Annotated in this window: 15 protein-coding genes; 8 read left to right on the plus strand and 7 right to left on the minus strand. The window is 49.5% G+C overall.

Annotated features, from left to right (window positions below; translation table 11 throughout):
* Positions 1-128: 128 nt before the first annotated feature.
* The 3 genes from P0Y67_RS08845 to trxA all read right to left on the minus strand — a co-directional run bounded on the left by P0Y67_RS08845 (position 129) and on the right by trxA (position 3144).
* Positions 129-1124, minus strand: coding sequence for a hypothetical protein (locus tag P0Y67_RS08845; RefSeq protein ID WP_342391586.1), 996 nt, complete (start codon positions 1122-1124; stop codon positions 129-131).
* Positions 1125-1348: 224 nt separating this feature from the next.
* Entirely contained in the window at positions 1349-2614 is a 1266-nt protein-coding gene (rho, locus tag P0Y67_RS08850) for a transcription termination factor Rho (RefSeq protein WP_027250486.1), read from the minus strand.
* 203 nt (positions 2615-2817) lie between these two features.
* Positions 2818-3144, minus strand: coding sequence for a thioredoxin TrxA (gene trxA / locus P0Y67_RS08855; RefSeq protein ID WP_046220469.1), 327 nt, complete (start codon positions 3142-3144; stop codon positions 2818-2820).
* A gap of 113 nt (positions 3145-3257) precedes the next feature.
* On the opposite strand from trxA, the gene rhlB reads away from it, so the two are divergent.
* Positions 3258-4568 (plus strand): ATP-dependent RNA helicase RhlB, encoded by a 1311-nt coding sequence (gene rhlB / locus P0Y67_RS08860; RefSeq protein ID WP_342391587.1) that lies wholly within the window; start codon positions 3258-3260, stop codon positions 4566-4568.
* A 14-nt stretch (positions 4569-4582) separates the two neighbouring features.
* The gene (gppA, locus tag P0Y67_RS08865; RefSeq protein ID WP_342391588.1) at positions 4583-6076 is read left to right on the plus strand and encodes a guanosine-5'-triphosphate,3'-diphosphate diphosphatase; all 1494 of its coding nucleotides are present in this window, start codon (positions 4583-4585) and stop codon (positions 6074-6076) included.
* A 78-nt stretch (positions 6077-6154) separates the two neighbouring features.
* Here the strand turns inward: gppA and prlC are convergent, their stop codons facing one another.
* A complete protein-coding gene (gene prlC / locus P0Y67_RS08870; RefSeq protein ID WP_342391589.1) occupies positions 6155-8197 on the minus strand; it encodes an oligopeptidase A in 2043 nt (680 codons plus the stop codon).
* 191 nt (positions 8198-8388) lie between these two features.
* On the opposite strand from prlC, the gene P0Y67_RS08875 reads away from it, so the two are divergent.
* The 6 genes from P0Y67_RS08875 (at position 8389) to P0Y67_RS08900 (ending at position 19950) form a co-directional block, all read left to right on the plus strand.
* Positions 8389-9228 (plus strand): 23S rRNA (adenine(2030)-N(6))-methyltransferase RlmJ, encoded by an 840-nt coding sequence (locus tag P0Y67_RS08875; protein ID WP_342391590.1) that lies wholly within the window; start codon positions 8389-8391, stop codon positions 9226-9228.
* A 198-nt stretch (positions 9229-9426) separates the two neighbouring features.
* Positions 9427-10785, plus strand: coding sequence for a glutathione-disulfide reductase (gorA, locus tag P0Y67_RS08880; RefSeq protein WP_342391591.1), 1359 nt, complete (start codon positions 9427-9429; stop codon positions 10783-10785).
* Between the two features lie 261 nt (positions 10786-11046).
* A complete protein-coding gene (locus P0Y67_RS08885) occupies positions 11047-14871 on the plus strand; it encodes a hypothetical protein (protein ID WP_342391592.1) in 3825 nt (1274 codons plus the stop codon).
* Positions 14872-15280: 409 nt separating this feature from the next.
* A complete protein-coding gene (locus P0Y67_RS08890; protein WP_342391593.1) occupies positions 15281-16648 on the plus strand; it encodes a site-specific integrase in 1368 nt (455 codons plus the stop codon).
* A complete protein-coding gene (locus tag P0Y67_RS08895; RefSeq protein WP_342391594.1) occupies positions 16611-18353 on the plus strand; it encodes a hypothetical protein in 1743 nt (580 codons plus the stop codon). The genes P0Y67_RS08890 and P0Y67_RS08895 overlap by 38 nt, the downstream gene beginning before the upstream one ends.
* A 7-nt stretch (positions 18354-18360) precedes the next feature.
* On the plus strand, positions 18361-19950 hold the full coding sequence (locus tag P0Y67_RS08900; protein WP_342391595.1) for a hypothetical protein: 1590 nt from the start codon (positions 18361-18363) through the stop codon (positions 19948-19950).
* A 29-nt stretch (positions 19951-19979) separates the two neighbouring features.
* Here the strand turns inward: P0Y67_RS08900 and istB are convergent, their stop codons facing one another.
* The 3 genes from istB to P0Y67_RS08915 form a co-directional block, all read right to left on the minus strand.
* Positions 19980-20735, minus strand: coding sequence for an IS21-like element helper ATPase IstB (istB, locus tag P0Y67_RS08905; protein ID WP_342391596.1), 756 nt, complete (start codon positions 20733-20735; stop codon positions 19980-19982).
* A 9-nt stretch (positions 20736-20744) separates the two neighbouring features.
* A complete protein-coding gene (gene istA, locus P0Y67_RS08910) occupies positions 20745-22286 on the minus strand; it encodes an IS21 family transposase (RefSeq protein ID WP_342391597.1) in 1542 nt (513 codons plus the stop codon).
* A 272-nt stretch (positions 22287-22558) separates the two neighbouring features.
* On the minus strand, positions 22559-22831 hold the full coding sequence (locus P0Y67_RS08915; protein ID WP_342391598.1) for a hypothetical protein: 273 nt from the start codon (positions 22829-22831) through the stop codon (positions 22559-22561).
* Between the last annotated feature and the right edge of the window lie 142 nt (positions 22832-22973).

A 22973-nucleotide genomic window follows, 5' to 3' on the forward strand; every position in this document is an offset into this window, starting at 1 on the left:
CCGGGATGAAAATAGGACACATTATATACTGAATCCCTGACAAGATGCTTGTTAAGCACGTATTTATTGGTGGTAAAACAAGGTGCTGAAAAGAAATTTCCCGCCCCGGCAGCGCGCTTTACCCGGCATCAGGGCATGGATGCCGATAAAGCCGTTTCCAGATTACGCTTTAACGTGTAACTGCGCGTGCCTGCTGCCAGTGTGGTGAGCCAGTTAGCATGGCCCTGATTGACCAGTTTACTGGCCACCAGCTCGCCGTCTTCCGGCTCGGACAGCTTGCCTAACAGAAAAATTTCCACCTCGTCCGGCAGTGGCTTGAGGGTAGCCAGCGCCTGGTAAGCCTGGGCTTTGAGGGAGGGATTACGGGTCGCGGCCATCAGTTGGCTCACAGCCAGTTGGGCCGGCAGCTCATCTGCCAGCCGGTTCAGCTCGGCCCGGCTGTACTGATCGGTGCGGCGACGCCACAATTGCTGGTACAGACCTTCATCCCCGGTTATCGCGGCCAGTTTGGCCAGTAAACCGTTATCAGACAGCCAAAGCAGCTGCCTGTCAGACAGAAACTGATCGGCGAGATACCGCACGCCTGTGCCGGACAGCGCAGCAAGCTGCGCCAGGGCAATATCGCGCCGGGTGCGCTGGGTATTGAGATCACCGGCCAGCCAGTCTGCCAGCACCAAATCACCGGCATCGACCTGACGGACAAAGGATTCCGCCAGCTGCTCACGCTGCCAGCGCTGCAACAGCTGGTGCGCCCGGGTGCCGTAGGTAAATGCTGCCCGGGTCACCCGGTAGCCATCGCCCTGCTCTGTCAGGGTGAAACGTGATTGTCGGGTCGCTTGTGTTTCAAGCCAGGCGACCTTTTCTTCATCCAGCTTTTTGAAGGTATGGGCGTAGTCCACCAGTACCGAACGCAGGGCTTCCTGCTCCAGCACCGAGAAATCAGCCAGCTGATAATTGAGCTGGGCAATATCACTTTCCCGGTACAGGGTTTTGAGCGCTTTTAATGCCGGTGTGATGTCCTGCGTGACCTGCTGGTATTCCTGCTGACTGATTTCATCCGCTCTCAGGGGGAGCGCGACCAGCAGTAACCACAACCAGACCCACATGCCTCTTCCATGTTGCATGTTGCATACTCCGTGTCATTGCTGACTTGATTCATTGTTGGTTCCCGAGCCGCTGGGCATCAGGTCCATTTCGGCCCGCCTTCCTGGCAGACCGGCACAGTCTGAAAGAGGATACCCTCAGTCGTCAATTGAATGCTGTTTCAAACAGCAGCCGATATTATCAGCAATAAAAAAACGCCACACAAGGTGGCGTTTATACAATCTGTGACATCAAGCCAGTGGAATCAGGACTTCTGACGACGCATCGCTTCGAAGAACTCGTCGTTGGTCTTGGTCATGCCCAGTTTGTCGATCAGGAATTCCATGCTGTCGGTTTCATTCATTGGGTGAACGATCTTACGCAGGATCCACATCTTCTGCAGCTCATCCGGCTTGGCCAGCAGCTCTTCGCGACGGGTACCGGAGCGGTTGAAGTCAATCGCAGGGAATACGCGCTTCTCGGCAATCTTACGCGACAGGTGCAGTTCCATGTTACCTGTACCTTTAAATTCTTCGTAGATCACTTCGTCCATCTTAGAACCGGTATCAACCAGTGCCGTCGCGATAATGGTCAGGCTACCGCCTTCTTCCACATTACGGGCCGCACCGAAGAAACGCTTCGGACGGTGCAGGGCGTTGGCGTCGACACCACCGGTCAGTACTTTACCGGAAGATGGCACCACTGTGTTGTACGCACGGGCCAGACGGGTAATAGAATCCAGCAGGATAACCACATCTTTTTTATGCTCAACCAGGCGCTTGGCTTTTTCGATCACCATTTCGGCAACCTGAACGTGGCGCGATGCCGGCTCGTCAAAGGTAGACGCGATCACTTCGCCTTTTACCAGACGCTGCATCTCGGTCACTTCTTCAGGACGCTCGTCAATCAGCAGCACCATCAGCTCGCACTCTGGATGGTTGTGAGCAATGCTCTGTGCAATGTTCTGCAGCAGCATAGTCTTACCCGCTTTTGGCGGTGCAACAATCAAACCACGCTGACCCTTACCGATAGGTGAGGCCAGATCCAGTACACGGGCAGTAATGTCTTCGGTCGAGCCGTTACCACGTTCCATACGCATGCGATCATTGGCGTGCAGCGGGGTAAGGTTTTCAAACAGGATCTTGTTGCGGGCGTTGTCTGGTTTGTCGTGGTTAACTTCGTTGACTTTCAGCAGGGCAAAGTAGCGTTCACCGTCTTTTGGTGGCCGGATTTTACCTGAAATGGTATCACCGGTACGCAGGTTGAAGCGGCGAATCTGGCTTGGTGAGACATAAATATCATCCGGGCCTGCCAGGTATGAACTGTCTGCGCTACGAAGGAAGCCAAAGCCGTCCTGCAGAATTTCCAAAACCCCGTCGCCAAAAATGTCCTCACCACTTTTCGCGTGCTGTTTGAGAATGGCAAAGATGATGTCCTGTTTTCTCAAACGCGCTAGGTTTTCGAGTCCTAAGCTTTCGCCGAGCGCAACCAACTTTGAGATAGGCTGGTTCTTCAGTTCTGTAAGATTCATAGTGGTGGGTTTCTTGTCAGTCAAATTAGGGGTTCTATGGTTAATTGAGAAAAGCTTCGACCAATGGGGCTGGTCAAGAAATGAACTGTCGTATAATTTACGTGCAATAACTTAGCACTAAAGCCAGCATCCGTCTAGTGGCCTGAAAATGACACCGCGTACAAAAGGATCATTGTACGCGGTTTCGCGTTACTGTAGGCCAATTACAGGTTGGCGTCCAGAAACTCTTTCAGTTGTGACTTAGACAGTGCGCCGACTTTGGTCGCAGCCACATTGCCGTCTTTGAACAGCAACAGAGTCGGAATACCACGGATACCAAATTTTGGTGGTGTCGCGGCATTGTGATCTATGTTCAGCTTTCCGATAGTCAGCTTGTCTTGGTACTCGTCTGCGATTTCGTCAAGAATTGGCGCGATCATTTTACACGGTCCGCACCACTCAGCCCAAAAATCGACTAAAACTGGGCCTGCAGCGTTAATCACATCGTTATCAAAACTTGCGTCTGTCAGCTGCACAATCTTGTCGCTCATCTTCCACTCCAATGGTTGATTTTCAACGCTGATTCTATTTTAACCAGCAAATCGATGCCCTATTTGAATTGAATACGTTTCGTATTGCAACCCTAAGCTGATATTCTATACGAATGAAGACGACTCATATCACAGAGCAGAAATTTGCCGACCTGGGACTAAACCCCCTGGTTTTACAAGGACTGGAAGACAAAGGGTTTCATAATTGTACCCCTATCCAGGCCCTGGCATTGCCGGTATTGCTCTCCGGCCGTGACATTGCTGGTCAGGCACAAACAGGGACTGGTAAGACCCTGGCTTTCCTGACAGCGACCTTTAACTATTTGATGCTGAACCCAGCATCCGAGGAGCGAAAAACCAATCAGCCCCGTGCAATTATTATGGCACCTACACGGGAACTGGCAATTCAGATTTACAATGATGCCGCACCATTACTGGCAAGCACTGGCCTGAAAGCCGGTCTGGCTTACGGTGGCGAAGCGTACGAAAAACAGAAACAGCACCTGGAGAATGGTGTAGATATTCTGATCGGCACCTGTGGCCGTATCATCGATTTCTACAAACAGCGTGTCATCGATCTGCACAGCATTCAGGTTGTGGTACTGGATGAAGCCGACCGTATGTTCGATCTGGGCTTTATCAAGGATATCCGTTTCCTGTTCCGTCGTATGCCAAGCCCGAAAGCGCGCCTGAACATGCTGTTCTCTGCCACCCTGTCCTACCGGGTTAAAGAGCTGGCGTTCGAGCACATGAATAACCCGGAAAGCGTGGTGGTTGAGCCTGAGCAAAAAACCGGTCACCGTATCCAGGAAGAGCTGTTCTACCCGTCCAATCAGGACAAGATGCGTTTGCTGCAGACCCTGATCGAAGAAGACTGGCCGGATCGCGCGATCATTTTTGCCAACACCAAACACCGTTGTGAAGACATCTGGGCGCACCTGGAAGCCGATAACCACCGTGTTGGCCTGCTGACCGGCGATGTGCCGCAGAAAAAGCGCGTACGCATTCTGGAGCAGTTCACCCAAGGTGAAGTTGATATCCTGGTGGCGACCGACGTCGCAGCGCGCGGTCTGCACATTCCTCAGGTTACTCACGTTTTTAACTACGATCTGCCTGACGATGCCGAAGACTATGTTCACCGTATTGGCCGTACCGGTCGTGCCGGCGAAAGCGGTCATTCCATCAGCTTTGCCTGTGAAGAATACGCCATTAATCTGACCGCGATTGAAACCTACATCGAGCACACGATTCCGCAATCGAAATACGATGCCGAAGCGCTGCTGGATGATCTGCCGCCACCGGTAAAATTCCAGCGGGCACCTCGCCAGAGCGGTGGTCGTCGCAACAGTGGTTCCCGTCAGGGACAAGGACAGGGACGCCAGCGCAGTAATAACCGCCGTCGCTCACCACAGAAAACACAGTAACTGAAGAAGACGCTATGGAAAGTTGTGTCGTATCCCCGCTGTATGCAGCCATTGATCTTGGCTCTAACAGCTTTCACATGTGGATCGTGCGTGAAGTCGCAGGCAGTGTGCATACGCTGGCTAAAATCAAGCGCAAAGTACGGCTGGCTGCCGGCCTTAACGGCCAGAATGAACTGAGTCAGGAAGCCATGCAGCGCGGCTGGGAATGTCTGGCAATGTTTGCAGAACGATTGCAGGATATTCCGGCTGAACGGGTCCGTATTGTCGGTACCGCGGCACTGCGAACCGCCGTGAATGCCGAAGACTTTCTTTCCAGAGCCATCAGTATACTGGGTCACCCCATCGACATTATTCCTGGTGAAGAGGAAGCACGCATTATCTACCAGGGCGTTGCACACACCTCTGGCGGTCAGGGAAAACGCCTGGTCGTCGATATCGGTGGGGCCAGTACTGAAGTCATTATCGGTGAAGGGTTTGATGCCAAGGCACTGACCAGCCTGAAAATTGGTTGTGTCACCTGGCTGGAACGCTACTTCAAAGACAGATACCTATCCGCCGAGAATTTCAACGCGGCCATCCTGGCGGCAAAGCAAGCCATTGCGCCTATCGTCGCTCCCTACCGCGAACTGGGCTGGGAGCACTGTGTCGGTGCCAGCGGCACCGTACAGGCGCTGCAGGAAATCATGGTTGCCCAGGGTATGGATGAGCTGATCACCCTGACGAAACTCAAGCGTCTGCAGCGTCAGGCCATGCAGTATGAACGCCTGGAAGACCTGGATATCGAAGGGCTGACCTTAGAGCGGGCTCTGGTATTTCCGAGTGGTTTGTCCATTCTGATCGCCTTGTTTGAATCGCTGGACATCCAGACCATGACACTGGCCGGCGGCGCCCTGCGCGAAGGCATGGTGTATGACATGATGAGCCAGATGCGTCACGACGATGTGCGGGCCAGAACCCTCAACAGCCTGCAATACCGTTTTCAGGTGGATACCGAACACGCCCGAACCGTGGCCGATACCGCCCAGGCCTTACTGGCGGACTGTCAGCCCGTCTGGCAGACCGATGAGCAAACCCGCGCTTTGCTCCAGTCCAGCGCCATCTTGCACGAAATCGGCACCGGGATCGGCTTCAAACAAAGCGGCGATCATGCCGCGTACCTGATCCAGCATCTGGACTTGCCCGGTTTTACCCGCGCGCAGAAACACCTGCTGGGCGAGTTGCTGCGCAGGCACAGGGACACCCTGACCAGCCTGCCGGAACAGCATGCAATCCCCGCACTCAACGCTGTGCGTATCTTGCGCCTGCTGCGTCTGGCGGTCATTCTCTGCCACCGGCGAGACGGCCAGCACCAGCCACCGGCGCACCTGACGGTCGATGACAATCAGCTCACCCTGATCCTGCCGAAGGCCTGGCTGGCAGCCAATCCGCTGACCGAGGCAGAGCTGCAGCAGGAAGCCCATCGCCAGAGCGATCTCGGCTGGCCACTGCATCTCAGCAGCGAAGGATAGTCAAACCGGCCGCCTCGCAACAGCGCACAATAAAAAAGGCTCCCAATGGGAGCCTTTTCTGATCGGATGCAGAGATGATTAACCGGTAATGCCGCTGTGGCGCAGCAGGGCATCAATCTTCGGTTCACGGCCGCGGAAGCGCTTGAACAAATCCATCGGCTCTTCGCTGCCGCCGCGCTCCAGAATACAGGCCAGGAAGTCGGCTCCGGTTTGCGGGTTAAAAATGCCTTCTTCCTCGAAACGGGAGTAAGCATCGGATGACAGCACTTCGGCCCACAGATAACTGTAGTAACCCGCGCTGTACCCTCCGGCAAAGATATGGCTGAAACTGTGCGGGAAGCGACCCCATTCCGGGCTTGGCAGCACAGACACCTGACGCTTAATCGCTGCCAGCGTATCGAGCACTTGCGCGCCTGTTTCCGGATCGTAATTGGTGTAGAGTGAGAAATCGAACAAGCCAAACTCCAGCTGGCGCAGCATACCCAGTGCAGAATGGAAATTCTTCGCCGCCAGCATTTTCTCCAGCAACTCGGCCGGCAATGGCTCACCGGTTTCGTAATGACCGGAGATAAAGGCCAGTGCTTCTTCTTCCCAGCACCAGTTTTCCAGGAACTGGCTTGGCAGTTCGACCGCATCCCAGGGCACGCCATTGATGCCAGAGACCGAAGACTCATCAACCTTGGTCAGCATATGGTGAATCCCATGCCCGGTTTCGTGGAACAGGGTCACCACTTCATCGTGGGTAAACAGCGCCGGCTTGCCGCCGACCGGCTTGTTGAAATTACAGGTCAGGTAGGCCACCGGATGTTGCAGACTGCCGTCCTGACGCACGCGGCGCACGATACACTCGTCCATCCAGGCACCGCCGCGCTTGTGCTCGCGGGCATACAGATCCAGATAGAAACTGCCGCGCAGATCGCCGCTGGCATCAAAAATATCGTAGAAACGGACACTCGGATCCCAGACATCCACGCCTTCACGCTCAGTCACCGTCATGCCAAAGACCCGCTTGAGCACCTCAAACAAGCCGGACACCACTTTCTGCTCCGGGAAATACGGCCGCAGCTGCTCATCGGAAATGCTGTATCTGTGCTGTTTCAGTTTCTCGGCATAGTAAGGAACATCCCAGGGCTCCAGTGCATCGGCACCAAATTCACTGCGGGCAAACTCACGCAGCTCGGCCACTTCCTGTTCGCCCTGCGGCTTGGCGCGGGCGGCCAGATCATTGAGGAACCCCAGCACCTGCTCGGTGGATTCCGCCATCTTGGTGGCCAGCGACTTCTCGCTGTAGGTATTAAAGCCCAGCAAACGGGCCAGTTCATGACTGAGTTTGAGTTTTTCAGCGATAATTTCACTGTTATCCCATTTTCCCGCGTTCGGGCCGCGATCCGAGGCGCGGGTCACGAAGGCTTCGTACATTTCGCGGCGCAGTTCGCGATTATCACAGTAGCTCATGACCGGCAGATAGGAGGGAATTTCCAGCGTGAACAGATAGCCCTGCTCACCTTTGTCTTCCGCCGCCGCCGCCGCCGCTTGCAAGGCCGACTCCGGCAGGCCCGACAACTCGCCGGCATCGGCAATCAGCTTGCTCCAGCCCATAGTGGCATCGAGCACATTATTGCTGAAAGATGACGACAGCTCAGACAAACGCTTGCTGATTTCACCATAGCGGTGCTGCTCGCTCGCGGGCAGGCCGATGCCCGACAGCTCGAAATCTTTCAGCGCATCGGTAATGGATTTTTTCTGCGCCTGAGACAGGGTCGTAAACGCATCGCTGTGGCGGATACTTTTGTAGGCTTCATACAGCCCCTTGTGCTGGCCCAGCCAGGTGCTGTAGTCCGACAGCATTGGCAGACAGCTTTCATAGGCCTCGCGCAGTTCCGGGCTGTTTTTCACCCCGTTAAGGTGCCCCACCGGTGACCAGATGCGGCCCAGGCGATCATCGGTTTCCGCCAGCGGCGCACAAATGCTGTCCCAGCTGGGTGTCTCGCCGCTGGCCAGGACGTCTTCTACCTTGGCCCGGCAGTCTTTAATGGCCTGCTCAACCGCAGGAAAGATGTGTTCGGGTTTGATTTGTGAAAACGGGGGCAGATCTGTCATGGTCAGTAATGGGTTCGACATCAGCGTATCCTTTTTAAGTAGGTTCCTGAAGAAATGCGTCTGCATAAGGCGATTTTCAATCCCTTCGCGCAATTTAGGCTCGCAGTTCACTCTATTTTAGTGGCCGCGAGGATGACAGACCACAATCCCGCTGCATAATCGGCCGGATTACGCCATAATAACGCCCTTCGTCGACCACCACAGAGTAACCCATGCTGAGTTATCGCCACAGTTTTCACGCCGGCAACCATGCTGACGTGATCAAACACATAGTCCAAAGCCTGATCCTTGATGCGCTCAAGCAAAAGGACAAACCTTTTGTGTATCACGACACCCACTCGGGTGTGGGGCGTTATGATCTGCAGGATGAACGCAGTGAAAAAACCGGCGAATACCTGCAAGGCATTGCGCGCCTGTGGCAGCGCGACGATCTGCCGGAAGCACTGGCCTCTTATCTGGATGCCATCCGGGGGCTGAACCAGGGCGACACCCTGCGCTACTACCCGGGTTCACCCAAGGTAGCCCGCGCTCAGATCCGTGAACAAGACCGCATGATCCTGACCGAACTGCACCCAACCGATTTCCCGCTGCTGCTGCAGGAATTTCGCGGCGATCGTCAGGTTCGTATCTACAAAGAAGACGGTTTTGCCCGTCTCAAAGCCAGCTTGCCGCCCAAAGAACGGCGCGGTCTGGTGCTGATTGACCCCTCCTATGAGCTGAAACACGAGTACATGGACGTGGTGAAAGTCATAGGTCAGAGCGTCAGACGCTGGGCAACCGGCACCTATGCCATCTGGTACCCGGTAGTGTACCGCAGCAATATTGACGCCATGCTGGAAGAGCTGGAGAACCTGGGGATCCGCAACATTCTGCAGATTGAACTGGGTGTCGAGCCGGATACCGAAGAGCGCGGCATGACGGCTTCCGGCATGATTGTGATCAACCCGCCGTGGAAGCTGGAAAGCCAGATGGCAACCCTGCTGCCCTGGCTGCAGTCTGTGATTGCACCCACCCGCGGCCACACCACACTGCGCTGGGTGGTGCCGGAATAATCCCCGCCGTTTCATGATATCCGGTGTAAAGCCAGGCATGGCCTGCACCGGAATGATTGGCCCTTCCCTTACTTCCCGGTATCAAGATCACCACAGATTCCACGGCAAAGACGTCAGTTTCGCCGAACCTAGCATCTGCAGGCGACTTAGGTATACACTGTCGTCCAGCTAAGATTTCACAGCATAGAGAGAACAGTCATGGCAACGCATTTTGATTACATCTGTATTGGTGGCGGCAGCGGCGGGATTGCATCAGCTAACCGCGCAGCTATGTACGGCGCAAAAGTGGCGCTGATTGAAGCCAAAGCCCTGGGCGGCACCTGTGTCAACGTCGGTTGTGTACCGAAAAAAGTGATGTGGCACGGCGCTCAGATTGCAGAAGCCATGCATCTGTATGCCAAAGATTACGGCTTTGACGTAGACGTGAAAAACTTCAACTGGGCAACCCTGGTTGAAAGCCGTGAAGCCTACATCGGCCGTATCCATCAGGCCTACGATAACGTACTGGGCAAGAACAAGATTGAAGTGATCAACGGCTTTGCCAAATTCGTGGATGCCAAAACCGTGGAAGTGAACGGCCAGCATTTCACTGCCGATCATATCCTGATTGCCGTCGGCGGTGAGCCGACCATTCCGGACATTCCGGGTGCAGAGCACGGTATCGACTCAAACGGTTTCTTCGAGCTGACCGAGCAGCCTAAGCGTACTGCTGTTATCGGCGCCGGTTACATCGCAGTAGAAATCGCCGGTGTGCTGAGCGCGCTGGGTACAGATACTCACCTGTTCGTGCGTAAAGAATCGCCGCTGCGCAGCTTCGATCCGCTGATTGTCGACACCCTGGTTGAAGTGATGAACAGCGAAGGCCCGACCCTGCACACCCATTCAGTACCAAAAGAAGTGGTCAAAGAAGCCGATGGCACTGTGACGCTGCATTTTGAAAACGGCGACTCACACAATACCGACCTGCTGATCTGGGCCATAGGCCGCAACCCGGTGACACACAAAATCAATCTGGAAGCGACCGGTGTGGAAACCACAGGCAAAGGCTACATCAAGGTCGATGAATATCAGCAGACCAATGTGCCTGGCATCTACTGTGTCGGTGACATCATGGACGGCGGCATCGAGCTGACCCCTGTGGCCGTCAAAGCCGGCCGTCAGTTGTCTGAGCGCCTGTTCAACAACAAGCCAGACGCCAAGATGGACTACAAACTGGTGCCAACCGTGGTGTTCAGCCATCCGCCAATCGGCACGATTGGCCTGACGGAGCAGGAAGCCATCGCCCAGTACGGCGAAGAGAACGTGAAAGTGTACCAGTCCGGCTTTACGGCCATGTACACAGCCGTCACCAGCCACCGCCAGCCCTGTAAGATGAAGCTGGTTTGCGCCGGCCCGGAAGAAACTGTCGTCGGCCTGCACGGCATCGGCTATACCGTGGACGAAATGATCCAGGGCTTCGGCGTTGCCATGAAGATGGGCGCCACCAAAGCCGATTTCGACAGCGTGGTTGCCATCCACCCAACCGGCTCGGAAGAGTTTGTTACTATGAGGGGTTAATGTAGAAAACCCACCTACACACGTTCGTACTGTAGAAAAACTGAGAGGCCAGAGCATCGTTCTCTGGCCTTCATTTATCGACTCATCGATACACAGCCTCTTCTAACACATTTATGCCACATTCGGTGTTACAGACGTTGGAACCTGTCCAATTTAAGCAATCCAGTTGACCAAATTTTAGTAATAATACAGAGTGACTAGTGTAATGGTGGCGATTTAGTTACCGATATCAATTGGCAAAATAGGGACTATTGAAACCTAATGATATTTTTTGAACTTGAACCTTCTGATATTTCAAATCTCAATGATGCTGATCTAAGAGAATTGGTCGCTAGGTTGTGTGAAGCGGAATTGATTCGCCAAGAAATTCAGACATCTTGTGTTCTGTGGGGTGGAGCGCAGGAAGCTGCTGACGGTGGTCTCGATGTTCGAGTTGTCGATGCTATCCCTTTATTAAAGCCAGGCTTTGTAAGTCGTGAAAATACTGGTTTTCAAGTAAAGAAAAACAGTATGAGTAAAGCGGCCTGCAAAAATGAAATGCTTGATAAAGGAACGATAAAAACGGTTATAGGGGACCTCTTAGCAAAAAAAGGCGCTTATATAATTGTTAGTGGCAAAGATGATTGTTCTGACAAAATGCTATCAGAACGTCTTATGGGAATGAAATCTGCGCTCGAAGGTTTACCAGATAGCGAAGATCTTCTCCTTGACTTTTATGGTAGGGATCGGCTCAGCGCATGGTTGAGACAATTTCCTGGGGTTGCCTTGTGGGTTCGCTCTAGACTAGGCAAGCCATTATCCGGATGGCGACCGTTTGGGAGATGGACTTCCACCCCTGTCGATAAAGATGATGAGTTTTTGCTTGACGAACACCCTTGCGTCATCGATATGAATTCACATCATAAGAAGCCTATAGCCATTTCGGATGGAATCAGGCTTGTGCGTGAAAGATTACAAAGATCTGGCTCGGTGGTACGAATAACTGGCCTGTCAGGAGTCGGAAAAACACGCTTTGCTCAGGCACTTTTTGAAAGTGATGTATGCGATAACTCTCTGCCGAGAGCGAATGTAATATATGCAGATCTTGGTGATGACTTAACTCCAACAGCATCTGAGCTTGTCTCATACTTGATAGCTAATGATTTTTCAAGTTATTTGGTATTGGATAACTGCCCACCGGATGTTCATAGAAAACTGCAAAAGCAGGTTTCGTCAAATCAAGCAAAGTTGAGTCTTCTTACTATCGAATATGATATTTCGGATGACCGCCCAGAAGAAACAGAAGTAATACACATCGAACCATCAAGCGAGGAGACTGTCTCTAAACTTATTCAAAAGAGGTTTCCGTCTCTAGGGCGTGTTAATGCCGATAAAGTTGCAGAGTTTTCCGGAGGGAATGCACGTGTTGCGATCGCATTGGCGAGTCGAGTGGGTGCAGATGAGACCTTGGCAAATTTTACTGATGAAGACTTGTTCCAGAGGCTCTTCAATCAAAGAAAAGGGACAACCGAAAGTTTGCTTGAAAGCGCAGAGGTTCTATCCCTGGTTTATTCGTTCAATGTTTCCCCGAATGAGTTTAATGATGAATTGAGCGCTCTTTCTAGAATTGGCGGATTTGAACGTGACAGGTTGAATCGCAATCATGCAGAGCTATTGCGGAGGCAGTTATCGCAAAAGCGGGGAAACTGGCGAGCAGTGCTCCCGCATGCTGTAGCTAACCGTCTCGCACGGCGAGCTCTTCAGAACATCGATCCTGATAAAATTAATGCTGAGTTGTTAAAGGCTGAAAATTTTCGTTTGTTCAAGTCATGCGCTCATCGACTAGGATATATGCATGACTTTGAAGCTGCTAGAAATCTCGCTCATACGTGGATGAAGGTTGATGGGCCATTTCACAACATTGCACAGTGCAATGCTGACCTGCTTACGGCATTAACTCACATCGCGCCAGTGTTTCCAGATGTAGTTTTAACTGCTATAGAGAATGCTTCGGAAGTTCAAGATTTCTGCTCACGAAACAATCAAAACTTTTCTACGTTCGTTCGGTTACTTAGGAAAATAGCATATGACGACCAGTACTTCGACCGTGCTGCCGGACTAATTCTACGTTTTGCGGAAACAGAAAAAGCTGGCGAGAACAACAATAGTATCGCTAATCAATTGGCGAGCCTCTTTTCATTATACCTCTCTGGGACACAGGCTACTCCAGCGCGAAGACATTCTTTTGTGAATAGAATGCTAAATTCTGGCAGCTTGAGGTACCTTGAGATTGCGCAGGAAATTCTTCGGTCTGCGTTTGAGGCTTCTCATTGGAGCTCATTTGGAGGGTTTGATTTTGGCGCTCGCAGCAGGGACTTTGGGTGGGAGCCTACAACGAATAAAGAGAAATTAGACTGGTACGTAGGTTATATTGAGTTGTTAGTGCCGTTTTTAGACTCGGAAAATGAACCCATTTGTAATTGGGCAAAGGCGATACTAGCAAACCATTTTGTAGGACTATGGAGCTATGCTGGCTGCTTTGACATTCTCGAAAACATAGTTCGCAAATATGGCGCTGGCGGTAAATGGCCAGATATGTGGATGGCCATTAAGCGGACAATCCATTACAACGGGAAAGAACACACACCTGAACTATTCAAAAGGATTGAAGCGCTTGAGCATTTAACCGCACCAGCTGACCCCTATTTCGAAATCGAGGCATATGCTCTGACTAACACATGGGAGCACGTAGAAATTAGAGGTGGGGATTATACTGAAAATTCTGAAAAAATTCGTCAGAAGATAGAAAAACTTGGTGAGCTTGCGTCATCTGAACCTGATTACCTTGAAAGATTGGCGCCAAGGTTATGGGAAAAACATATTGATGCGCTTTGGTCATTCGGCAAAGGGTTGGCCAAAGGTTCATCAGACCAAGCTTTAACGTTTGATACGCTTGTCCGTCTGATGCAAAAGCAAGAGCTAGAAGTAGTACAACCTATCCTCTTTCGCGGTTTTATTGCTGGCGTTCATGTCGGTGATCCTGGCTTGTCTCGGAAGCTCCAAGAGTCTGTATTAAATGTGCCGGAGCTTAAACAGTATTTTGTTGATATTTTGTCTGCAACGCCGATAGCCCCTTGGGGTACAAAAAAGCTTATTGAGCTGGCGAAATCTGGTGAACTAGAAGCATGGAGGTTTCAACAGATAAGTTACGGTCGAGTTCATGAATCCATTTCTGATGATGATTTATCAGAATTACTTGCTGCACTTAATGATTTAGCTGATGGGATATTTTCAACCATTGAAATTTTGAGCATGCGATTCTTTACTGAAAAGGTGAGCAACTACAGTCCTAGCGATGACCTACGATCTGTTGGAAGGCAGGCTATTTTGAAACTGTTATCAATGCACAGGGATGAGATTAACAGGCGACAGCTGCATGGAATTGACCGTGTTATTGAAGAGTGTTTATCAGAGCCAGCAACGGAGAATGAAATTCGCGATATTATCAACTTGCTTTGCAATGGCGTTGAGACTTATCGCTTATATGGCTTCGAATTAGAAACTTTCATAGCCTATCTAGTGCAAAATTATCCTGAATTTGTATTAGATAGAGTGTTAATAGATAGTGATAATAGCGAACAGCTCATATATTTGCTTTTTAAAGATAGGGTCCATCGAAGTAGCTCGCCATTAAATTTAGCGCCTATAGAGCGCGTGCTGGATTGGTGTAATGGAAATCAAGATAGGATTCATAAAGTAGCAGGCGCAGTTTCGGCATACACGCCCTTAGACAAGGAATCACAGCTACTAGACAATCCAAAGAAAGTAGTCCTCAGTCATCACATTGCATCGCTTTTAGATGCAGCAGAGAACAAAGCCGCGATAGTTGAAACTATTTTCTCTAGGTCTTTTCCTAATGGGTGGTCAGGATCACTTGCCGATATTCTTGAAGTTCGCGCGGAGGCATTCGCAGAGTTATTAAATCATGACTCTCCTGAGGTGCGAGAGATGGCTAAGACCAAGCTTTCTCATCTAAACAGGTCTATCAGAGAGAATAGAGAGCGTGAGGCCGAGCAGTACAACCGCCGGGAGCAAAGATTTGAGTAATCATTTTGCTTCTGGTTAGGGTACGTATATCAAATCGCTGTTGTCGGACAATTTTTCCGCTGTGTTCCAAATTTTTGCAGAGCGCGGCGTTAATCCATAGTAATTTTTATCCGAAACTTACGAGATAGAGTTAAGACTTTAACTCGGAAATTGTCCAAACCTGAGCGACGGCTAGAATGATACTTTAGTACTCAGCTGTGACCAGGCTCAGATAGGATGTCTGCGGCCAGTGTGAACCTATATATCTTTCCTACATATATTCCAAAAACTTTCACATGTGAAAGTGCTAGCAACTTTCATTATTCTATGAAAGCGCTCAAACGGCCCGAATTGGTACATTACAGGCCTTAGGATCTTGATAGCAGTAGCAGATACTGGATGAACCAACAGTTATTACAAAGTTCATCCCGTGGCTTACTTGATCAAATCAGACGACGTACATATAGGTGGTGAAATCATCACTGAAACGGACCCTATAGAGTTTCTGAATGGCCGAAATCTAGGGTCATTGCCTACTATTTATGACCAAAACTGGGGATATGTTGCACCAGTAAACCACTGGTTCATTCATCTTAAAGCGAACAAACGACTTGAAAATCTAAGTTCCTACGCAAGAGCGCTTTTGCATTATTGGAATTTTCTAGAATCAGAAAATTTAATCTGGGATGTCTTCCCATTAGCAAAAGGTTTAAAGCCTACATATCGATATAGAAATGACAAACTTCTCAAGAGTGTTAAAGCTGGTGAGCTCGCATACTCAACTGCCAACACGTATATGACACATATCGTCCAGTTTTATTTATGGGCAGCACATGAACGTTATTACCACATCAGCGAGAAACACAAACCCTTCGAAATCGAATTTGTAAGAATACAGAGAAGCGACATGCTGGCTCATATGATGCCTAAATTTCTGGTCCAAACTACAGATTTGCGCATCAGAACGCCAAGGGATGCAACCAGCAATAATATTCGAGGGTTAAAGCCCTTAACTCAAATTGCGCTCACTCATTTAGCTTTGCATTTACGTAATGCGCCTTGCGAATTTAGGCTGATCTGTTTGCTCGCGGCTCAATGCGGCTTACGTATCCAAGAAGCGTCAGGGTTGACTTTGGCCGCACTAGAGCAATCGGTTCAACGCTCAGATTCTATAACTCATTTCGAGTTAACAATAGGACCAAGTAATGGTGTACCTACAAAATACAATAAAACTCGAACTATTGAGATAACAAGTCGTCTTTTATCAGATTTGAAAACTTATGCCATTAGTGAGCGACGAATGTGCCGACTTGACAAACTTCTTAGCAGAATTGAGTTACACAAAGGCATCAATGACATAAAAAAATCCCACTCTGTTCATCTCTCAAAGGAAAAACTCGACGCCCTGACCACAGCCCAGCGATACGAACCATTATTTATTAGCCAACAAGGTAATCCATACGACCCAAACACAATAGGCTCTCGCTTTGGAGAAGTTCGCCGCTCAATAATTAAGTCAGGAATACAATTTGAGCATAAGTTTCATGATCTTAGATGTAGTTATGCAACCTACCGACTACATAGCCTACTTGAAGCAGGTATTGAGCCTGCGAATGCACTGAGCTTACTGATGGGGTGGATGGGACATAAGAATGAATCCACGACATGGAAGTACTTGCAGTACCTCAAAAGAAAAGAAGCGTTAAAAGAGAAGATATCTGTACTAGACAGCATTATGCACCAAGCATTAGAGGAAGCTAATGAGCAAGACGTTGAAATTAATAGCCCCCTGGGTTGAACATCTTTGTATTCCCATACGAAACGGGGCAAACGCACATACACTCTTAGACTTTAATCGATTCAGGTATCGGGGGGTTCCTAAAACACATGAAATAAAGCAGGGAAATGTTCAGCTATTAGACCGTGATGATATAGCACAGAGAATGTTCATCGCCATTACAGGCAAAGAAGATGCATCACCAGCGACTAAAGGCAACATATTTCTAGCCGCGAGAAGGCACTTTGCATTTTGTGATTCACAAACGCCACCACTTTCGCCGCTATCGGAAATGGCATATGTCAAAGAGTTAGAATATAACTCCATCCGTCAGCGACGAGGAGAAATAAAGGATAGTACTGAAAGCAGACTGCGCTCTGACTTATCTTCCTTATATCAGTGGCAACATCTATCAGTTAAAAATATCGAGCCTTTAAAACCACGACGTTCTAGATGCTCCCAAACAGAGCCGACTCGCGGATATAGTGATGCAGATTTGAAGCAGTTACTTCCTTTGCTAAGAAGTATTTTTAAGCAGTTGTATCAGCAATTTATTATCGATCCTGAGCTTCATATTCAAGCAAGTTCCAACGCTCAGACAATGGTATTCTCCTGGAAGGGAAAAGATTACCCAGTAGCCGGTGGCGCATCAAAAATTTTTTATGCTGCCACATTCCTCTTAAGTTATTACACATGGAGCAATAGCACCATTTTGTACAGCTTAAGACGTCCACAAACTAAAACCAATGCCATATCAAGTAATTGGTATCAAATGCCTGCATTTAAACGAAGGGCATTTAAAACTATTACTGTAGAGCTAGGGGATCATAACAAGCTAGAAATTCCTAAGTATGCAACCCAATTTTTTGACCAGTTAATGACCGCCTCAAAACTGGTCGATCCTAAACCTGATGGTTTGCTGTTACCAGCTTACAGCTACAGAAAAAGAAAAGTTCAGATGATGAGCGGATGTCTACTTAATGACTTCAAAGCTAAATGGTTAGCTAGGTACTTTCCGATGACCGATGAACAAGGAGAAATACTATGGCCTGTACCAAGACGCTTCCGCGCCACAGGCAGTCATTTAACTTTGGCACTAAAAGGTACACTGGAAGCTGCAATTCTTCTGGATAACACTCCTCAGACGGTTGCTCATGCATACTCAAGTGGAAACAAGTATGAAAACGATCTGATGAACCGAGATACAAGCCAAACTTTAGAACAGATCGTGCGTGACAGACAAAGTGTGGAGTCAGCGAAACAAAAGGTTAGAGAAGCACAAAAAGTGGAAGTACTTGCCTATGAAGCATACATCCGACGAGCATCTCCTCCCACTCGTAGCGCTCACGGCAGTTATTGCAAAGAGCCGATGGGAGCAATGGCTGAGAAGTTTACATCAAGAGCACGAGCACATGGGCTCATAACTGAAAGTGAAAATCTAGCATGTGCCGATTTAATCAAATGTTGGAGCTGCGGACATCAAGTGCTTGTCGAATCGGTAACTGATTTATGGTGTGCTCTTAGTTTTCGCGAATGCATTGAAGAATCAGCATGCCTGCATATAGATAATGCTCATTATCAGAAAAATTTTGGCGAAGCCTTAGCAAAGATTGACCTCCGATTAAAACAATTAAGTCCCAAAGTTGTACAGCAAGCCAGAAGAAAATTAGCAGATGAAGGTCGTCATCCCCTGTGGATGGATATAGATAGTGTCAATATTAGCTGAGGACAAAATGAAACCACTATTACATTTGCCAATTGAAACGCCTAGTTCACTCAATCTTTACACCCAAGATGTGGAACGATTAGTCAAAGAGCGTAACTGGGACAAATTGAACCAAGTACCTGTATGCATAGATCAACATCAAATATTAAGAGCGCACTTCGGCCAAAACCGCTGGGATTGTAGCCCATATGCCTCGGATAAAGGCAGTGATAAAAACCAAAGAGAATTTGATTTCTCTTATTTAGTTGACTCGCCTAACTTGCTTCTTGAAGCAAAACTTATAGCCTATGGCTGGCTATACGAACAAGGGCATTGTTTTGGACAAAAATGCAAACTATCCACTTTGACATCTAGGTTTAATATTGGTTTAAAAAGAGCGTTAGTCAGCTTAAAAAATAACGGAGCCAATAGTTTTAGTGAATTAAACAACCATGATATCTGGCAAAAATTTGAAATAGATTTGCAAAATGAGTCATTAAGCAAACGCACTCTTGAACTCGCTTTCACCGCTCTTCAAGCTGTGGAAAGGTTGAATCCGTGGCTACCTTTTCAATTAACATTACCGAGCATCAACTATAGACAGTTGGCAAAAAAGCTTGCAGATCAAGAGAAATTAGAACATAAGCAATCACTTGCTATACCACAAGCATTGGTTAACGTATTGTACGGGCAAGCTGTCAGCTACGTGGAAAAAGCATGGCCACATAGAGAAAAACTCGCCCAACTCGAACGTGATTTACAATCAAACTATGATATTGGCCGTGCAGCCGTAGACTATAAGCTAGCCATCGGTAGATGGAAGTGGCTTTATGATGTGGAAGGCAGGCTTAATAGCAAAAAATACGTTGAGGAAATCAACAAAGCAACTCCTCGTTCTCAATCTGAGATCATCACGCAACATCTTAGGGGAACAGGCTTACTACCCAACCATAATGTTGACGGAAATTGGTTATTTACATGGAGAGCGAATCTTCAAGCCGCTTGTTTTATATGTTGCGGCGCATTCAGCGGAATGAGAGTCAGCGAACTGTTTGAACTTCATGAGGATAGTTTTCGCACTTACACTATCAACGGACAATTATTTCACTCTGTATCAGCGGCAACACATAAGCTTGCAGCTGGTAGAAAAAAAGAAGAGTGGCTCACCAGCCCTATAGTAGAAAAAGCCATATCGCTCGCAATTTCATTGAGCGCATGTGCCCGTGAACAATTGGTAAAACTAGCAGCACATAGTAACGATCCTGGACAAGTAGATAAGCTAATGGAAACATCCAGTAACTTGTGGCTTAGCCAAGCGCAAAGGAAAAACTTACCAATTCTCATATCTCGTGCCAAATGGAATGATCGGCTGAAAAACTTCGCGAAAAGTATTGGTGCAATCGTTGATGAAAAAGCATTGTCTGAATGTCGTCAGCTTAATCCAAGGAATGGGGGAGCAATAGAGGACAAAGTTAAGTTAGGAGAACCTTGGCCTTTTCTCACCCACCAATTTCGACGCACTTTTGCCTGTTTTGCCGTCCGCAATGGACTGGGCCACCCTATATCTGCGTATTCCGACGAAGTTGAACACTTATTCCGGCTGAACATGAACACTTAACTTTTTCAACGTATCACGACAGTTGTTTTTTAGCTTAAGTGTTCACCTTCCGTCAACGTTCCTAACTTTTTCCGCATTGATTCTCCCTTCAGTTGCAGCCTGTGAGCATTGTGCATCAGGCGATCTAAGATGGCATCTGCCAATGTGTTGTCACCGATTTGTGCGTACCACTGATCAGTCGGTAACTGACTGATTAACACTGTTGAAGCCTGACCATAGCGATCATCCATGATTTCCATCAGGTCGTTGCGCTGCCCGACTTTCAACGGTTCAAGTCCCCAGTCATCCAGGATCAACAAGTGCACCTTGGCAAGCTGGGTCAGTAGCTTATGGTAGGTGCCGTCTGCTTTTGACTGGGTCAGGGCCAGCAACAGCCTTGAAGTCCGGTAGTAACGAACGCTGAACCCTTGCTGGCAGGCGTTATGGCCAAGAGCACAGCCGAGATAAGTCTTACCACTGCCGCATGGTCCGGTGATCAACAGGTTCTGCCTTCGGTCAAGCCAGTCCCGTTGCGCTAGCCGAGCGATGCGTGAACGTTCGATATTGCGAGGGTGCTGGTAGTCTATCTCCTGAACAGTAGCATTAAGTTTGAACTTGGCTTGCCGGATCAGCCGCTCATGCTGGCGTTGCTGCCGAACTGACTGCTCTTGTTCGACCAACAAGCTCAGCCGCTCGGTGAACGCGAGAGCTTCATAAGTGCCTGGCTGTTCTTGCTGCCGCTCCAGTGCTTCGGCCATCCCGCTGAGCTTTAGCTCCCGTAACCGGTTGAGTGTTTGCTGTGTCATTGCTTTCTCCTAGTGGAAGGTATGGGGCCCGCGGATATTCTCGTGATCTTGGGGCAAGCATGAGTTGCCATCTCCCTGCTCGGGGAGCTGATCACGGTTGCTTGCCAGGATTGACTTGATTTGCCGAAGCTTGACCAGGCCTTTCTGGTTGGCAAGTTTACAGCTGGTATTCAGCCTTTGGGCTGGATACTGCCGGCTTAAATTCAGTAGCCCGAGACACAGACGGTAGGCTTGTTCCGGGTGGGCTTTTTCTTCCATACGTTCGCTGACCCATTGCAGGGTATCTGGCCCGATGGCGCTGGCCCATTGTTTGAGGCGACCGGGCGTCCATTGCTGATGCTTCTGATGGCGTTTTGGCATATGACTTTCATCGGTTGTTATCCCGGGATAGCGTTTTCGGGGATGGGAGGCGACGAGCTGTTGACGATAATAGAGCTGGACTAACCGGTCTCCGGCATGCAGCTCCAACTTCTCACCAACATACTGATGCGGAACTGAGTAGTGGTGATGTTCATACTGGATGTGATAGTCGATATTTACCTTTACCTGCTTGATAGCTACATAGCGGTAAGGCATGCACGGCAAGGGCTTGAGTGCTGGCTGGTCTAACTTTTCGAAGGCTTCCTTGCGGTTGCCCGGCAACTGTTTGAACGGCTTCTGGTTCAACTCTTCAAGCAACACCATGATGCACTGGTTTAACTCAGCCAGTGAGAAGAAGCTGTGGTGGCGCAGGCGAGCCAGGATCCAGCGTTCGACGACTTGCACACCCACTTCAGCCTTGGCTTTATCCTTGGGCTTATAAGGGCGAGCTGGCATGACGGCGATTTGGTAGTGTTCAGCAAGCTGCTGATAGCTTGGGTTGAGTTCCGGATCATAACGACATGCCTTGCTGACGCCACTGCGCAGGTTGTCGGGGATCAACATCTCCGGTGTACCACCGAAGAACTCGAATGCCCGAACATGGCTTTGCAGCCAGTCCGGTAATGACTGGGACTCTGTGGCTTCCGCATAGGTATAGTTGGATGCACCGAGAACCGCTACGAACACCTGGGCATGCCGGACTTCACCGGTGCTCTGGCAGATAATGGGAACCGTCTGGCCGCAGTAGTCGATAAAGCACTTTTCCCCGGCTTTATGCAGCTGTCTCATGGTGCGTCTTTGCTGCTTATTCCAGTGAAGGTAACGGTCACAGAACTGTGAGTAGCTGTAGCAGCGGTTGGGGTATTGCTGGGTATATTCTTCCCACAGCAGTTGCTTGGTGATCCCCTTGTGTTTCAGCTCTTGATGGACAGCAGACCAGTCGGGAACCTGATATCGGCACGAGGCCCGCGTATCGGCTGCGGGATAAAATAGTTGGGCCAGTTGCTCATCTGTCAGTGAGTCGGGAAGCGGCCAAGTCAGGTTCAGAGTTTGCGCTTTCTGGAGCAGTTTCTGGATAGCACCAACGCTGACTTTTGTGCTCGCGCTGATTTGCCGAATCGACAACCTGGCATCCAGTTTCAGCCTGAGTACGTCTCGAATTTTACGCATTGCAATCCTCTTTGCTGGCATAGTCCTGCTCCAAATAGGAAACAGGTTACCAAATAAGTTGAAGATCAATACGTTGAAAGGGATTCCGGCGGAACGTGAACAGTGATTCCGGAAAGGTGAGCAAAAGCGTTCATCTTGAGTCCGGAATGGGTGTTCACGTTAAACCAGAATAGGTGTTCACATTGGACCGGAATGCGTGTTCAGCATGGACCGGAATACGCAACCACTCCACCTCTGCACAGAATCGACCGCGGTCGGTAAACAGGCGACGAACCACCGCCCCTGCACCGTTTTCAGGCTGGTACGCAATGTCGATGTTGATTTTGGCCATAGACGTTCTCGTTGAAGTTTTTGACCAGGTCATCGAACATTTGCTGGGTCAGTTCGAATTCGCTGTAACGCGGATCGTAAAATTTGCCGGTTCGGGTAATGGTGACAACACTGCGTTTACTGCTGCTGTGGGTATCCACCTTCACAGCATCCGCCAGAAGATGAATGGCCCTGCTGGCCGATGCTGCACTGAGTGCTAGCACAACACTGACGGAAAGAAAGGATTGTTTGCTCATGTTTCAGCCCTAAAACGGAAAAGCCCCTGAGGGTAAACTCAGGGGCTTGGGGACTTCAAATTTTCTTGTTAACTATCCCAACAAAAATGAGAGAGCCGAAGCTTATCGATCCTCTCACTGTTAATTCAGTAAAAATTAAGTA

Source organism: Photobacterium sp. SP02 (genome assembly GCF_038519165.1).
GTDB classification, from domain to species: domain Bacteria; phylum Pseudomonadota; class Gammaproteobacteria; order Enterobacterales; family Vibrionaceae; genus Photobacterium; species Photobacterium halotolerans.

Excerpts from the sequence above, each read along its gene's own strand:
- P0Y67_RS08845 (WP_342391586.1), bottom strand. The coding sequence starts at position 1,124 with ATGCAACATGGAAGAGGCATGTGGGTCTGGTTGTGGTTACTGCTGGTC.
- rho (WP_027250486.1), bottom strand. The coding sequence starts at position 2,614 with ATGAATCTTACAGAACTGAAGAACCAGCCTATCTCAAAGTTGGTTGCG.
- trxA (WP_046220469.1), bottom strand. The coding sequence starts at position 3,144 with ATGAGCGACAAGATTGTGCAGCTGACAGACGCAAGTTTTGATAACGAT.
- rhlB (WP_342391587.1), top strand. The coding sequence starts at position 3,258 with ATGAAGACGACTCATATCACAGAGCAGAAATTTGCCGACCTGGGACTA.
- gppA (WP_342391588.1), top strand. The coding sequence starts at position 4,583 with ATGGAAAGTTGTGTCGTATCCCCGCTGTATGCAGCCATTGATCTTGGC.
- prlC (WP_342391589.1), bottom strand. The coding sequence starts at position 8,197 with ATGTCGAACCCATTACTGACCATGACAGATCTGCCCCCGTTTTCACAA.
- P0Y67_RS08875 (WP_342391590.1), top strand. The coding sequence starts at position 8,389 with ATGCTGAGTTATCGCCACAGTTTTCACGCCGGCAACCATGCTGACGTG.
- gorA (WP_342391591.1), top strand. The coding sequence starts at position 9,427 with ATGGCAACGCATTTTGATTACATCTGTATTGGTGGCGGCAGCGGCGGG.
- P0Y67_RS08885 (WP_342391592.1), top strand. The coding sequence starts at position 11,047 with ATGATATTTTTTGAACTTGAACCTTCTGATATTTCAAATCTCAATGAT.
- P0Y67_RS08895 (WP_342391594.1), top strand. The coding sequence starts at position 16,611 with ATGAGCAAGACGTTGAAATTAATAGCCCCCTGGGTTGAACATCTTTGT.
- P0Y67_RS08900 (WP_342391595.1), top strand. The coding sequence starts at position 18,361 with ATGAAACCACTATTACATTTGCCAATTGAAACGCCTAGTTCACTCAAT.
- istB (WP_342391596.1), bottom strand. The coding sequence starts at position 20,735 with ATGACACAGCAAACACTCAACCGGTTACGGGAGCTAAAGCTCAGCGGG.
- istA (WP_342391597.1), bottom strand. The coding sequence starts at position 22,286 with ATGCCAGCAAAGAGGATTGCAATGCGTAAAATTCGAGACGTACTCAGG.
- P0Y67_RS08915 (WP_342391598.1), bottom strand. The coding sequence starts at position 22,831 with ATGAGCAAACAATCCTTTCTTTCCGTCAGTGTTGTGCTAGCACTCAGT.